Source organism: Enterobacter sp. SENG-6 (assembly GCF_001605945.1).
Lineage (GTDB): Bacteria > Pseudomonadota > Gammaproteobacteria > Enterobacterales > Enterobacteriaceae > Enterobacter > Enterobacter cloacae.
Genome location: NZ_LOMM01000014.1, coordinates 32,036 through 44,846 on the forward strand (window position 1 = coordinate 32,036; position 12,811 = coordinate 44,846).

Consider the following 12,811-nt stretch of genomic DNA (forward strand, 5'->3'; position numbering starts at 1 on the left):
CAGTGAACCAGGCTTTCATCTTGTTCGAAAATGGCACTATGATTAATGTCCAGTTTTCAAATAGTGGACTGCATATGTCATCACGCCGTTTCGGAAGTCAGTCGCTGGTTCGCCTTTTGGGCCACTGGCAACAAACCCCGTCCCGAACCCCACTCTGGCGACAGCTGGCCGACGCGTTGCGCCTGCTGATCCTAGACGGCAGGCTGGCGTTGAGCACGCGCCTGCCCGGTGAACGTGAACTGGCCACGGCGTTAGATGTAAGCCGGACGACCATCAGCAGCGCGCTGGCCCATCTGCGAGAGGAAGGGTATCTGGAGAGCCGCCACGGCAGCGGTTCACGCGTGATCCTGCCCGATACCCGTGCCATACCGACGCTTTCAGCGGCAAGCGCAGCGCTGGATCTCTCCACTGCCGCCCTGAATGCCGGGCCAGAGATCCACCAGGCTTACACCTGGGCGCTCACCGCGATCACCCAGCATCTTACGCTGACCGGTTACGATCAGCTCGGCCTGGCGGCTCTGCGCGACGCCATTGCCGCTCGCTATACCGCACGCGGGCTGCCGACCCGCGCAGACGAAGTGATGGTGGTCAATGGTGCCGTCAGCGGTTTTGCGCTGGTACTGCGGATGATGGCCGGCCCGGGCGATCGCGTCGTGGTCGATCATCCCACCTATCCGCTGGCGATTGCAGCCATCCAGGGGGCATCGTGTCGGCCGGTGGGCGTGTCGCTGCCGGAAAGCGGTTGGGATACGGATGGCTTTGCCGCCACGCTGGCACAGACGGCACCGCGCCTGGCGTACCTGATGCCGGATTTTCACAATCCAACAGGGCGATGCATGGATATCGCCACCCGTCAGGCAATAACCGACATTGCCGCTCGCACCCGTACCACGCTGGTGGTCGATGAAACGATGGTCGATCTCTGGTTTGAAGCACCGCCCCCGCCGCCGCTGGCGTCGTTTAATTCGCAGGCTACGGTGATCACCCTGGGTTCGGCGGGAAAAAGTTACTGGGGTGGGCTGCGCCTCGGCTGGATCCGCGCCTCGTCGCGCACCATTGCCACACTTGCCCAGACGCGGGATACGCTGGATTTAGGCTCGCCGCTGCTGGAACAGCTGGCCACGCTGTGGCTCATCAACCATAGCGAGACATTTCTGCCTGCGCGCCGGAAAATACTGAAGGAGCGACGCGACCGCTGCGGTGAACTGCTGCGCGAACATTTTCCCCAGTGGCGGTTTCAGGAGGCGGAAGGCGGGCTATCCTACTGGATCGAGTTACCGGGCATGCTGGCGACACAGCTCGCCGCACGTGCAGAAATGCTGGGGATTAATCTGGGAACCGGCACACGCTTTGGTTTATCGGGTGCGTTTGACCGCTACTTACGCATGCCCTTCTCGCTTGAGTCGGCAGAGCTTGAGCAGGCGTTGCTACGAATCAAACCGGTTTGGCTCGCATTAAATAAAACGGCGCCGTCGGTAAAACGCAGTCTTGTTTAATATAAAAGTTTGAAGTGGATCATAAAATAAAAACTGCTGACTGTCATACGGCAGTCAGCAGTTTTCACCAGTCAGGAATCAGTGCTGAGGAGGAATAGGAAAACCCTTCAGTGAAATAACAAAACTTTCACCGTCTTTCTTTATTTTTGCGCCGGTATCACACCAGTCAGACGCAATACGAAAGAACTCATCACTTCCTACATTCCAGCCAAGACGGACATGCTTCACGTAGCCTGAACGCAACAGATCGCAGGCTTCTTTGTAGTCACTGGCGGTCGATAGTTGTTGTTTCATTTTCTCTTCTTCAGAAGTTTACGTAGAGCTTTGATTTCTTTAGGAGTAAAAGGCGTTACACTCTCTTCTTCCGTATGCTGATTATCAATATCCTCTTCCGATACTCCCACCTCGTCTGCGGCTTCAAATGCCAGCAGCAGCAACTTCTCTGTGGTCACGCTTAAGTTTTCGTTATTCACTTCCGCATAGTGGCGAAGTCTTTCTTTTAGCGCTTCGTCAATCTTAACGTTTAATACCGCAGTAGCCATGATTGTCACTTCCCTTCGGAATAAGTGCTTTATTTAATACACGATGTTAACAATGTAATCCAGATATATATTTTTAACTTATGACAGAAAAAAGACGCCCAGAAATAAAATGACAGTCTATTATTACAGGTTTATGACAGTAATATTTCAGCGCGATGAAATATATATTACACCACGAATTAAACCCTGTTAATTCTGTGGAATAGCCATGCCGGAAGGAAGTAAAAAACGGGGAGATGTTGCCAGAAGCACAAATGGGTGGGGGCCCTGCCAGCTACATCCCGGCACACACGTCGTCTGCCCTGGCTGCTTCCTTCCGGACCTGACCTGGTGAACAGAGTAGCGTTGCGGGAGAACCAACAGAGCCCCCATTGTGAGCGTTGTTACCCAACGCGCTGGCGCATTATCCCTGTGCTAACGGTCAATTGCAAGCTGCCAGCAACCGGATGGTGGTTTCTTGCGCAAACAGGCACAGCAATCGGCGCAATCTTCGTTTAACATGACACTTCACTCATCCCCACAGGTGTACTGATGGACGAACACGACTCCTTTCCACAGCGAGTGTGGCAAATTGTGGCCTCCATTCCGGAGGGCTACGTGACAACCTATGGTGACGTCGCACGTCTTGCTGGCTCCCCCCGCGCGGCGCGTCAGGTGGGTGGCGTGCTAAAACGGCTTCCTGAAGGCAGTACATTGCCCTGGCATCGGGTTGTGAATCGTCATGGTGCCATCTCGCTCACCGGGCCGGATTTGCAGCGCCAGAGGCAGGCATTACTTTCAGAAGGGATACAGGTGTCCGGGTCAGGGCAGATTGATTTGCAGAAGTATCGCTGGGTGTATTGACCCCCTCCCCCGAAAGAGAGGGGAACACATTACAGCTGAGTCGGTGGGGTAGGTACAGACGGTTGGTTCGTCTGTGGTGCGATCGGCACTTCGGTTTGCTGCACCGGCACCAGGTTCAGGTCGATTTTCGTCCCACCGTTGTTGATGGCTTCCTGAACCGTATCGGTAATAAACACCAGCTTACCGTTGATGGTTACCGCAGCGCTCAGAAGGATACGGGCGTTCGGCTGTACGTCTGCCGGGTTATACGGCAGCACGAAGCTAAACGGTGCCTGCTTACCTTCGGTACGAACAGCACGCTGGGCCACCACTTTCGACGGCGCGTCGGCCAGAGAAGCATCAGACAGCGTGACCGTTAATACCGCATCCGGTGGTAAAGCGACTCGCTGTTTGATCCAGATAGTACCGGAAACATTAGGTTGCTGAATGGATTGCTGTGAGAGTGTATTAATCCCATTTGGATCTGCTGCTGGCACCGGCACCTGGGCGCTCTTACCTGCACAGGCGGACAACGCCACCGCAATAGCTACACCACTTAGCATGGGCACGAGTTTCATTGAAGTCTCCTTATCATCAATGCACCAGCGGGATCGATCCCATCCGATGTCGTTTCAAACACATATCGTATTCAAGTGTGGCACAGATCACTGATTAATGCCTAAATTCTCCCTGATATTCAGATAATTCTACCCGTCGGACCACTTTCATTTCTGCGTTATACTCTGCCTATCTTTCGCCACGGCGTTTATTGAGGACAACTATGAGTCAGGCACTGAACAATCTGCTGACATTACTGAATCTGGAAAAAATTGAGGAAGGACTCTTTCGCGGACAGAGCGAAGATTTGGGCTTGCGTCAGGTCTTCGGCGGGCAGGTCGTCGGACAGGCACTGTATGCTGCCAAGGAGACCGTCCCGGCAGACCGTCTGGTGCACTCCTTTCACAGCTATTTTCTGCGTCCTGGCGATAGCGCAAAACCCATTGTGTACGACGTGGAAGTGCTGCGTGACGGCAACAGCTTTAGCGCGCGCCGCGTGGCAGCCATTCAGAATGGCAAGCCCATCTTTTACATGACCGCCTCTTTCCAGGCACCGGAACCGGGTTATGAGCACCAGAAAACGATGCCAGCGGCACCGTCGCCGGACGATCTCAAATCGGAGACCGATATCGCCCGCGCGCTGGCCCACTTGCTGCCACCGCAGGTCAAAGAGAAGTTCCTTTGTGATAAACCTCTGGAGATCCGCCCGGTCGAATTCCATAACCCGATGAAAGGCCATACGGCCGAGCCGAAACGCCAGGTCTGGATCCGCGCCAACGGCACCGTACCAGAGGATTTCCGCGTGCATCAGTATCTGCTGGGCTATGCGTCAGATTTTAACTTCCTGCCGGTTGCACTGCAGCCACACGGCGTGGGGTTCCTTGAAAAAGGGATGCAGGTTGCGACGATCGATCACTCGATGTGGTTCCATCGTCCATTTAACATGAATGACTGGCTGCTCTACAGCGTGGAAAGCACCTCGGCGTCCAGCGCTCGCGGGTTTGTACGTGGAGAGTTTTATACGCAGGACGGCGTGCTGGTCGCCTCGACGGTGCAGGAAGGGGTGATGCGTAATCGCGGGTGATGTTGCCCTCACCCTGGCCCTCTCCCACGGGGAGAGGGAATAAATACTAAAAACGGCAATCAGGGATTGCCGTTTTGCTTTTACCTTGTGCGGCCTGATGCCCTCACCCTGGCCCTCTCCCACGGGGAGAGGGAATAAATACTAAAAACGGCAATCGGAGATTGCCGTTTTGCTTTTGCCTTGTGCGGCCTGATGCCCTCACCCTGGCCCTCTCCCACGGGGAGAGGGAATAAACACTAAAAAAGGCAATCAAGGATTGCCGTTTTGCTGTTTATTAGGCGTTATACGCATTCTCGCCGTGGCTGTTGACGTCGAGACCTTCGCGCTCCTGCTCTTCCGGTACGCGCAGACCCACAGTCATGTCCGCCAGTTTGTAACCAATGAAGGCCACCACAGCAGACCACACAACGGTAATGGCGATACTTTCCAGCTGCACCAGCACCTGGTGAACCATGTCAACGCCCTCAGCGTAACCCACTCCGCCCAGCGATTTCGCGGCGAAGATACCGGTCATGATACAACCGACGATACCGCACACGCCGTGCACGCCAAAGACATCGCAAGGGTCATCCACGCGCAGAAGACGTTTCAGCGCCGTCACACCCCACAGACCCGCCAGACCTGACACCAGACCGACAAGCAGCGCACCACCGACACCGACGTAACCACATGCTGGGGTGATCCCCACCAGACCGGCAATGGCACCCGAGCACGCGCCCAGCAGAGAAGGTTTACCGCGTACCGCCCACTCACCAAACACCCAGGAGAGGATTGCACCCGCCGTGGCCACCACGGTATTCACGAAGGCCAACGCAGCGATTTCGTTAGCAGCGCTCGCAGAGCCGGCGTTGAAGCCGAACCAGCCAAAATAGAGGATTGCTGTACCGGTAAAGACCATCGGCAGATTGTGTGGTTTGAACGCTTCTTTGCCAAAGCCCACGCGTTTGCCAATCAGGTATGCACCCACCAGACCCGCTACCGCGGCGTTGATGTGAACAACGGTACCGCCTGCAAAATCCAGCGCGCCGTGCGACGCCAGCAGACCACCACCCCAGACCATGTGTGCAATCGGCACATAGGAAAGCGTCAGCCAGACCACCACAAAGATCAGAACGGCAGAGAAGCGAATACGCTCAGCCAGCGCACCCACAATCAGCCCCACGGTGATACAGGCGAACGATCCCTGGAACGCAACGTGGATGTACTGATAGAAACTGCCCATCACCGCGGTCAGTTCAATATTTTTCAACATGGCCCAGTTGAAGTTGCCGAAGAAAGCGTTACCTTCACCGAAGGCCAGAGAATAGCCATAGACCACCCACAGCACGCAAACCAGCGCGAACGTCACGGCAACCTGCGTCAGCATGGAGAGAACGTTTTTGCCACGGATCAGGCCGCCGTAAAACAGCGCGATGCCCGGAATAGACATGAACAGCACCAGCGCGGTGCTGATCATCATAAAGGCGTTATCGGCTTTGTCTGCCACCGCAGGAGCAGCCATTGCCAGGCCCGGCAGCAGTGCCAGCGAACCCAGACCCGTTTTGATTGTTGCTATCTTCATTTTCTCGATCCCTATCACTGTGTGCCAGGAGTTACTTACAGTGCCGCTTCGTCAGATTCGCCGGTACGGATGCGAATGACGCGCTGCAGTTCGGCAACGAAAATTTTGCCGTCGCCAATTTTGCCGGTATAGGCCGCTTTGCTGATCACATCGATGACTTCATCAAGCTGGTCATCAGCAATCGCGACATCAATTTTTACTTTTGGCAGGAAGTTAACGCTGTATTCCGCCCCGCGATAAAGCTCGGCATGACCCTTCTGACGACCGAAGCCTTTCACTTCGGTGACAGTCAGTCCCTGAATACCCATTGAAGACAACGCTTCACGCACGTCTTCGAGTTTGAATGGTTTGATTACCACCGTAACCAGCTTCATAGATCCCCTCCAGTCAGAATTCGGTAATGGCCGCAGCTAACACGCAGGAGACATTGCAAGGGGTGTGCCAGAAATGAAAACGGAAGGGAAAAGCGGCGCAATGCGCGTTAAAAGACCATTCATGATCAACAGGTGAAAAAAAACGCACCATGGCAGTGCATGGCGCGTTTCGGTTTTGCACCAACAGCGGTGACTGTTAGCACGTTGCCTGTTTTTGGTGCATCAGGCGCTAAGCGACTCTTCCTCACGGACGCTGGCCGCCAGCTCTTCACCCGCTAGTTGCAGTTGATACATCTGCCAGTAGCGGCCTTTCGCCTCCAGGAGCGCCCGGTGTGTACCGCGTTCAACGGCCTGTCCGCGATGCAGCACCAGAATGGTATCTGCGTCGACAATCGTTGAAAGACGGTGCGCGATAACCACCAGCGTCGTGTGGTCACGCACGGCGGCCAGTGCCTGCTGGATAGCCTGTTCAGTACCGGAGTCGATGCTGGCCGTCGCTTCATCCAGAATCAGCACCTGTGGCGTTTCAATCAGCACACGCGCCAGCGCCAGAAGCTGTTTTTGCCCGACAGAAAGATTATTCCCCTGCTCGCCCAGCCGGGTGTTGATTCCGTCGCTGAATCCGCGTGCCAGCTCCGCGAGCTGCACTTTTTCCAGCACTGCCCAGACCTGCTCCTCGGTATAATCACGCCCCAGGGTCACGTTGGCGTAAAAGGTATCGGCCAGCACAACCGGATCTTGCTGCACCATCGCTACACCTTTACGCAATACGCTGTGGCTGAGCGACGCCAGCGGACGTCCATCCAGACGAATTTCGCCTTTCGTTAACGGGTAGTAGCCCATCAACAGGCTTGCAAGCGTACTCTTGCCGCTGCCGGTATGCCCCACCAGCGCCACAAAGCCGCGCGACGGCACATCAAGATTGATGTCCTGCAACACCAGCCTGTCTTCACGGTAGGCAAACGAGACATGGTCAAACGTAATCGCCCCGCTTTGCAGCGGTGCTGTATCCTCACCATAGGTTTGACGCGGTCTGTCCATCAACTCAAAGACGCGCTCGCCGGCAACCACCGCCTGCTGCAACATGGATTGTTGGGTTGTGAGTTCAATCAGCGGCTCGTTCAGGCGTCCCAGATAGCTGATAAAAGCATACAGAACCCCCACTTCAATCGTTCCGCCCGGACTCAGGCCAAAGAGCATCAGCAGGCCGCAAAGCACCAGTGCCGAGAAGAGGCTCAGCAGCGGACGCAGCAGAAAACCATCAAGGCGCAGCGTCTGCATACGCGCCATATAGTGCGAACGGCTGGCTTCGCCCATGCGCTCGCCAAAGCGAGCCTGCTGGCGGAACTGCTGGATGAGGCTCATGCCGTTGATCACTTCGTTAAAGCCATCGTTAATATCGGCCAGGTAGGTCCGCACCCGACGTACAATAGGCGTGCTGTAGCGCTGATAGATCACCATCACAATCAGCACCGCCGGGAAAATCGCGATCGCCACCAGCGCCATGCGCCAGTCAAGGCTGAACATCGCCACCAGCATGGCGCCAATCAACGCGGCACTGCGCAGCACGGTCGCCACGACCGTCACGTACAGATCGCGGATCACCTCGGTATCGTTGGTCACCCGCGAAATCACCTGCCCGACCGGCTGGATATCAAACTCGCTCAGCGGCTGGCGCAGCGCAGCATCCATAACGTCGGTACGCAGCTTCTGAACCACACCCACCGCCGCCCGGTTAAAGAGTAGCGACTGCGCATAGTGCAGGCCAGCCGCTGCCAGCTGTAGCCCCACATAGGCCACGCCTAACCCCGCCACCAGCCCCAGCGGCAAATAGCTTTTCGCAACCATATTGTCGATGAAATAACTGATGAGCAGCGGACCACTCACTTCTGCAATCGCCGCAATCCACAGCAGCACGACGGCAAGAGCAAGGGGTTTTCGCCATGGCGAACCGTAGGCCAGCAGGCGTTTTAGCGTCGGCCACTGCGTTTTTGATTTACGCATTAGCGTCCTCCTCTTCCTGTTCCGGGGCATCGTCAAGTGCCGCTTCAAGCTGCTGATAGCGATACATATCGCGATACCAGCCCGGTTGCTCCGCAAGCTGGTCATGCTGCCCGCGCTGGGCAATGTGCCCGTGCTGCAACACCAGAATTTCACTGGCTTCCGTCAGCGCCGACAAACGGTGGGCACTGATGATCACCGTCCGTCCGTCGCTCCACTGGCGAAGGTTATGCAGGATTTGGTGCTCGGTTCGACCATCCACAGCAGAAAGCGCATCATCCAGGATCAGGATTTCAGCATTGAGCAGCAGCGCACGGGCAATGGAAATTCGCTGTTTTTGCCCGCCAGAGAGCATAACGCCACGTTCACCCACCTCCGTTTCATACCCCTGCGGCAGACGCAAAATATCGTCATGTACGCTGGCTAAGCGCGCCACATGCTCTATCTCTTCCTGCGTGGCCGATGGACAGCCAAGGGCTATGTTGTTCGCCACGGTGTCAGAAAAGAGAAACGGCGTCTGGCTGACCACAGCCAGTCGGCGACGCCAGTCGTCAAGTTGCAGTGTCGTGAGAGGAAGATTGTGGAAACGAATATCCCCCTGCGTGACATCAAAGTGACGCTGGAGCAGCGAAAGAACGGTACTTTTACCGGATCCCGTCGGGCCACAGATCCCGAGCATTTGCCCCGGTTGCAGCGTAAAGCTGACGTTTTCCAGCACCGGATGTTCCGTCTGCGGATAAACAAACGTACGGATGTCGACGTTCATCACCCCACGCCCTTCCGGTACCGGTTCGGTACCGTCGTTGACCACTGGCGCTTCAGACAGCATGGCGCGAATGCGGCTATAGGCGGCACTGCCGCGCTCCACGATGTTAAACATCCAGGCCAGCGCCAGCATCGGCCAAATCATCAGCCCCAGGTACATGGCAAAACTGGTTAACTGCCCCAGGGTCAAGGTGCCCTGCACCACCATCCAGCTCCCGCCACCGACGGCCAACAGGTTGGCCATGCCAATAGCGATATAGATGGTCGGATCAAAGCGCGCATCAATACGCGCAACGCGCATGTTTTTTGCGCCGGTGTCTGCGGCATCGGCCGCAAACAGGGCAGATTGCCGATCCTCCAGACCAAAGGCTTTGATCATGCGGATACTGGTCATACTCTCCTGCGTGCGATCGTTTAGCGACGAAAACGCCGCCTGCGCCAGCTTGAAACGCTCGTGCAGTTGTTCGCCATAACGGTTGATCGCCAGCGCCATCAGCGGCATCGGCAGCAATGCCAGCAGGGTAAGTTGCCAGCTAATCTGAGTGGACATCACAATCAGAACCGCGCAGCCCATCACCAGCGAATCCACCAGCGTTAACACCCCTTCCCCGGCGGCGAACACCACGCGATCGACGTCGTTGGTGGCGCGGGCGATGAGATCCCCGGTGCGATGGCGCAGGTAAAACTCGGGGTGCTGGCGACTCAGCTGACGGTAAAAATCCTCGCGCAGCTCAACGGCGAGTTGATAGGACGCGCCAAACAGCAGCACGCGCCAGACGTAACGCAGCAAATAGACGATGACGGCCGTCAGCACCAGCGTGCCAACCCACATCAACACCCGTGCGGTGGTGTAATGCTGTTCCGTAACGCCATCCACGACGTAGCCCACCACCTTCGGCGGGATCAGCTGCAAAATGGCAATGATGATAAGCAGGAGAACTGCGCCGAGGTAGCGCTGCCACTCCCGACGAAAGTACCAGCTTAGTTGGGCAAATAATCGCACGCGGTTTGTTCCTGAAGGTATTTTATGGAGTTATTCAATGGGTAACGCTGTGGTGTATTTAATCTGTTCCATGGCGAAGCTTGATGTGACGTCCGACAAGCCCGGTACGCTATTCACCAGCCGCTTGTAGAAATCATCATAGCGCTTCATGTCTGCCACCTGGACACGCATCAGATAATCGTACTCCCCGGCCATACGCCAGAAGCCGAGGACCTCCGGCATGTCAGAGACCTGGTTTACGAAGCGGCAATACCATTCGCTGCTGTGGTGCTGCGTTTTTATCAGGACAAAGGCCGTCAGGCCCAGCCCAAGTTTTTCGGGATCTAATAACGCGACACGCCCCAGCAGAATGCCGTCATCTTCCAGCTTCTTGAGGCGCTTCCAGCACGGTGTGGTGGTCAGATTAACGGCATCTGCCAGCGCCTGCAAAGAGAGGGTGCAGTCACTTTGCAGCAATGAAAGCAGCTTGCGGTCAATTTTATCTAGCATACCCACCTCACAGAGAAAATTTTTCTCCCTTCATTCTATTTTAAAGGCCAGATAGCAACAATTTTTTCTGTGCTTTTCGCTATGCTGGGCACAAAATGACAAACGGATAATTACGATGAATAGCAACTGGGTTAAACATGCCATCAGCGAAATCAATGCCGACTACCAGCGCTCGGCCGACACCCATTTAATCCGCCTCGCCCTGCCGGGGTTTGCGGGGATTCAGCTGTATCTGAAAGATGAAAGCACCCATCCTACGGGGAGCCTGAAGCATCGTCTGGCGCGTTCGCTGTTCCTGTATGGCTTGTGTAACGGCTGGATTAAAGAAGGTACGACAATTATTGAATCGTCATCCGGTTCAACCGCCGTCTCCGAAGCCTATTTCGCCCGTCTGCTGGGCCTGCCGTTTATCGCCGTCATGCCCTCCTGCACCGCGAAACGCAAAATCGAACAGATCGAATTTTATGGCGGACGCTGCCACTTTGTAGAAAGCGCCTGCGAAATTTACGCCGCCTCGGAAATGCTGGCCCGTGAGCTGAACGGCCACTATATGGATCAGTTCACCTTCGCCGAGCGTGCAACCGACTGGCGTGGCAATAATAATATTGCGGACAGTATTTTCCGCCAGATGACTCATGAGCCTCATCCGGTTCCGTCATATATCGTCATGAGCGCCGGTACGGGCGGAACCTCGGCCACCATTGGCCGCTATATCCGTTGTCAGGGCTACGATACGCAACTGATGGTGGTTGATCCGCAAAACTCGGTCTTCCTCGACTACTGGCAAAGCCGCAATGCCGACCTGCGCAGTCCGGTGGGCAGTAAAATTGAAGGGATTGGCCGCCCGCGCGTTGAGCCGTCGTTCATTCCTGATGTGGTGGATGAAATGCTCCGCGTACCGGATGCCGCCAGCGTCGCGACGGCCCACTGGCTGGAGACGCAGCTGGGCCGCAAGGTGGGTGCCTCTACCGGTACCAATATGTGGGGTGCGCTGCAGCTGGCAGCACGCATGCGTGAAGAGGGCCGCACGGGCTCTATCGTCACGCTGCTGTGCGACAGCGGGGAGCGCTACCTGGAAACCTACTACAACGCGGAGTGGGTGCAGGCAAACATCGGCGATATTGCGCCGTGGCAAGCGCAAATCGCACAGCTGGTGAAATAAAAAAAAGCCAGACCGAAGTCTGGCTTGCTGGAAGGGTCTCACTATTCGGGGGAATATGGGAGGGTGTTGTTGTCCAGCCAATGTGTTAAAAAATGGGACACCGCTTCATTACGGCAGTGTCCGATAACCGGCAGATGAGGAAGCGCAGAGATCAGCTGCGGCATAGCATTCCCCATAATCAAACCGCGCCCGACGCTGCCCAGCATCTCGCGGTCGTTCATGGCGTCACCAAACGCCATACACTCCTGCAACGTCAAGCCCAGGTGGTCGCTCAAAACCGCCAGGGCAGAACCTTTGTTACACCCCACCGGCAACACTTCCAGACAATCCACCGCCGAAAAGGTCAGATGGGCCCGGTCGCCTAACGCCTCATTCAACTGAATACGTAAGCGGCAGAGATCGTCGTGATCGCCACAAAAGCAGATCTTGGTCACCGCGTGGGCAGGGATGCGGCGCAGATCCATCAGCTGATAGCGAAAACCGCTGTAGACATGCGCAAGGAGAAGTTGAGGGATTTCACGCCCGGTAAACCAGCCGTTATCGTTAAAGACATGAACGCTGGCCTGGGTATCCCAGGTACTGTGCAGCACGATATCCGCCACTTCCGGGTTGAGATCCTGACGGTGCAGCACCTCCCCTTCGACCGAATGAATTCGTGTTCCGTTGCCGGTAATCAGAAATGCATCCAGGGAAAATGCGCCCAGCAGATGGCGCATCTCCAGCACATGACGGCCAGTGGCAAACGTCAGGGTTACATCACGCTCACGCAGGCGCTTAAGGGTGTTCAGGGTTTTCTCCCCTAAACGGTGATCCGGCATTAACAACGTGCCGTCCATATCAAATGCAGCGAGCCGAGCCATCATAACTCCCGAAATGTGATGCGATTAACTTGTGCATCAGTATTGCGTGAGATATACGGAAGTAATAGTGAATAGATGAGAATTATTGTTCCGG

Annotated in this window: 13 protein-coding genes and 1 other RNA gene; 4 read left to right on the plus strand and 10 right to left on the minus strand. The window is 55.8% G+C overall.

Annotated features, from left to right (window positions below; genetic code table 11):
- Nucleotides 1-74: 74 nt before the first annotated feature.
- Nucleotides 75-1,496, plus strand: a complete 1,422-nt coding sequence (gene yczR / locus AX755_RS08840; protein ID WP_062856624.1) for a MocR-like transcription factor YczR — start codon at nucleotides 75-77, stop codon at nucleotides 1,494-1,496.
- Nucleotides 1,497-1,574: 78 nt separating this feature from the next.
- On the opposite strand, the gene AX755_RS08845 is transcribed toward yczR, so the two are convergent.
- The 3 genes from AX755_RS08845 to ffs all read right to left on the minus strand — a co-directional run bounded on the left by AX755_RS08845 (nucleotide 1,575) and on the right by ffs (nucleotide 2,400).
- Nucleotides 1,575-1,790: a hypothetical protein gene (locus tag AX755_RS08845; RefSeq protein WP_013095877.1), complete on the minus strand. Its 216-nt coding sequence runs from the start codon at nucleotides 1,788-1,790 to the stop codon at nucleotides 1,575-1,577.
- Nucleotides 1,787-2,038: a hypothetical protein gene (locus AX755_RS08850; RefSeq protein WP_020686138.1), complete on the minus strand. Its 252-nt coding sequence runs from the start codon at nucleotides 2,036-2,038 to the stop codon at nucleotides 1,787-1,789. Before AX755_RS08850 ends, AX755_RS08845 begins: the two co-directional genes overlap by 4 nt.
- Nucleotides 2,039-2,303: 265 nt before the next feature.
- Nucleotides 2,304-2,400, minus strand: an RNA gene (gene ffs / locus AX755_RS08855) — signal recognition particle sRNA small type.
- Between the two features lie 169 nt (nucleotides 2,401-2,569).
- Here ffs and AX755_RS08860 point away from each other — a divergent pair.
- Entirely contained in the window at nucleotides 2,570-2,881 is a 312-nt protein-coding gene (locus tag AX755_RS08860) for an MGMT family protein (protein ID WP_023620099.1), read from the plus strand.
- Nucleotides 2,882-2,910: 29 nt separating this feature from the next.
- Here AX755_RS08860 and AX755_RS08865 read toward each other — a convergent pair whose 3' ends face one another.
- Nucleotides 2,911-3,438, minus strand: coding sequence for a YbaY family lipoprotein (locus AX755_RS08865; protein WP_013095874.1), 528 nt, complete (start codon nucleotides 3,436-3,438; stop codon nucleotides 2,911-2,913).
- Between the two features lie 203 nt (nucleotides 3,439-3,641).
- Between AX755_RS08865 and tesB the strand changes: the two genes are divergently transcribed.
- Nucleotides 3,642-4,502, plus strand: coding sequence for an acyl-CoA thioesterase II (gene tesB / locus AX755_RS08870; protein WP_013095873.1), 861 nt, complete (start codon nucleotides 3,642-3,644; stop codon nucleotides 4,500-4,502).
- 274 nt (nucleotides 4,503-4,776) lie between these two features.
- Here the strand turns inward: tesB and amtB are convergent, their stop codons facing one another.
- From amtB to AX755_RS08895, 5 genes are all read right to left on the minus strand, one after another.
- Complete coding sequence (amtB, locus tag AX755_RS08875) at nucleotides 4,777-6,063, minus strand: ammonium transporter AmtB (protein ID WP_013095872.1); 1,287 nt, start codon at nucleotides 6,061-6,063, stop codon at nucleotides 4,777-4,779.
- A 35-nt stretch (nucleotides 6,064-6,098) separates the two neighbouring features.
- Nucleotides 6,099-6,437, minus strand: coding sequence for a P-II family nitrogen regulator (gene glnK, locus AX755_RS08880; protein ID WP_008503304.1), 339 nt, complete (start codon nucleotides 6,435-6,437; stop codon nucleotides 6,099-6,101).
- Between the two features lie 222 nt (nucleotides 6,438-6,659).
- Nucleotides 6,660-8,441 (minus strand): SmdB family multidrug efflux ABC transporter permease/ATP-binding protein, encoded by a 1,782-nt coding sequence (locus tag AX755_RS08885; protein WP_062856625.1) that lies wholly within the window; start codon nucleotides 8,439-8,441, stop codon nucleotides 6,660-6,662.
- Entirely contained in the window at nucleotides 8,434-10,206 is a 1,773-nt protein-coding gene (locus AX755_RS08890; protein WP_023621395.1) for a SmdA family multidrug ABC transporter permease/ATP-binding protein, read from the minus strand. The genes AX755_RS08885 and AX755_RS08890 overlap by 8 nt, the downstream gene beginning before the upstream one ends.
- A 30-nt stretch (nucleotides 10,207-10,236) precedes the next feature.
- On the minus strand, nucleotides 10,237-10,695 hold the full coding sequence (locus AX755_RS08895; protein WP_020686133.1) for an Lrp/AsnC family transcriptional regulator: 459 nt from the start codon (nucleotides 10,693-10,695) through the stop codon (nucleotides 10,237-10,239).
- A gap of 115 nt (nucleotides 10,696-10,810) precedes the next feature.
- Here AX755_RS08895 and AX755_RS08900 point away from each other — a divergent pair, with 115 nt between their 5' ends.
- The gene (locus AX755_RS08900; RefSeq protein WP_013095867.1) at nucleotides 10,811-11,857 is read left to right on the plus strand and encodes a PLP-dependent cysteine synthase family protein; all 1,047 of its coding nucleotides are present in this window, start codon (nucleotides 10,811-10,813) and stop codon (nucleotides 11,855-11,857) included.
- Between the two features lie 41 nt (nucleotides 11,858-11,898).
- On the opposite strand, the gene cof is transcribed toward AX755_RS08900, so the two are convergent.
- The gene (gene cof / locus AX755_RS08905) at nucleotides 11,899-12,717 is read right to left on the minus strand and encodes an HMP-PP phosphatase (protein WP_062856626.1); all 819 of its coding nucleotides are present in this window, start codon (nucleotides 12,715-12,717) and stop codon (nucleotides 11,899-11,901) included.
- Nucleotides 12,718-12,811 lie beyond the last annotated feature (94 nt).

Coding starts and splice junctions, on each gene's coding strand:
- AX755_RS08900 (WP_013095867.1), top strand. CDS start 10,811: ATGAATAGCAACTGGGTTAAACATGCCATCAGCGAAATCAATGCCGAC.
- AX755_RS08860 (WP_023620099.1), top strand. CDS start 2,570: ATGGACGAACACGACTCCTTTCCACAGCGAGTGTGGCAAATTGTGGCC.
- AX755_RS08845 (WP_013095877.1), bottom strand. CDS start 1,790: ATGAAACAACAACTATCGACCGCCAGTGACTACAAAGAAGCCTGCGAT.
- yczR (WP_062856624.1), top strand. CDS start 75: ATGTCATCACGCCGTTTCGGAAGTCAGTCGCTGGTTCGCCTTTTGGGC.
- tesB (WP_013095873.1), top strand. CDS start 3,642: ATGAGTCAGGCACTGAACAATCTGCTGACATTACTGAATCTGGAAAAA.
- AX755_RS08885 (WP_062856625.1), bottom strand. CDS start 8,441: ATGCGTAAATCAAAAACGCAGTGGCCGACGCTAAAACGCCTGCTGGCC.
- AX755_RS08865 (WP_013095874.1), bottom strand. CDS start 3,438: ATGAAACTCGTGCCCATGCTAAGTGGTGTAGCTATTGCGGTGGCGTTG.
- AX755_RS08850 (WP_020686138.1), bottom strand. CDS start 2,038: ATGGCTACTGCGGTATTAAACGTTAAGATTGACGAAGCGCTAAAAGAA.
- glnK (WP_008503304.1), bottom strand. CDS start 6,437: ATGAAGCTGGTTACGGTGGTAATCAAACCATTCAAACTCGAAGACGTG.
- amtB (WP_013095872.1), bottom strand. CDS start 6,063: ATGAAGATAGCAACAATCAAAACGGGTCTGGGTTCGCTGGCACTGCTG.
- AX755_RS08895 (WP_020686133.1), bottom strand. CDS start 10,695: ATGCTAGATAAAATTGACCGCAAGCTGCTTTCATTGCTGCAAAGTGAC.
- cof (WP_062856626.1), bottom strand. CDS start 12,717: ATGGCTCGGCTCGCTGCATTTGATATGGACGGCACGTTGTTAATGCCG.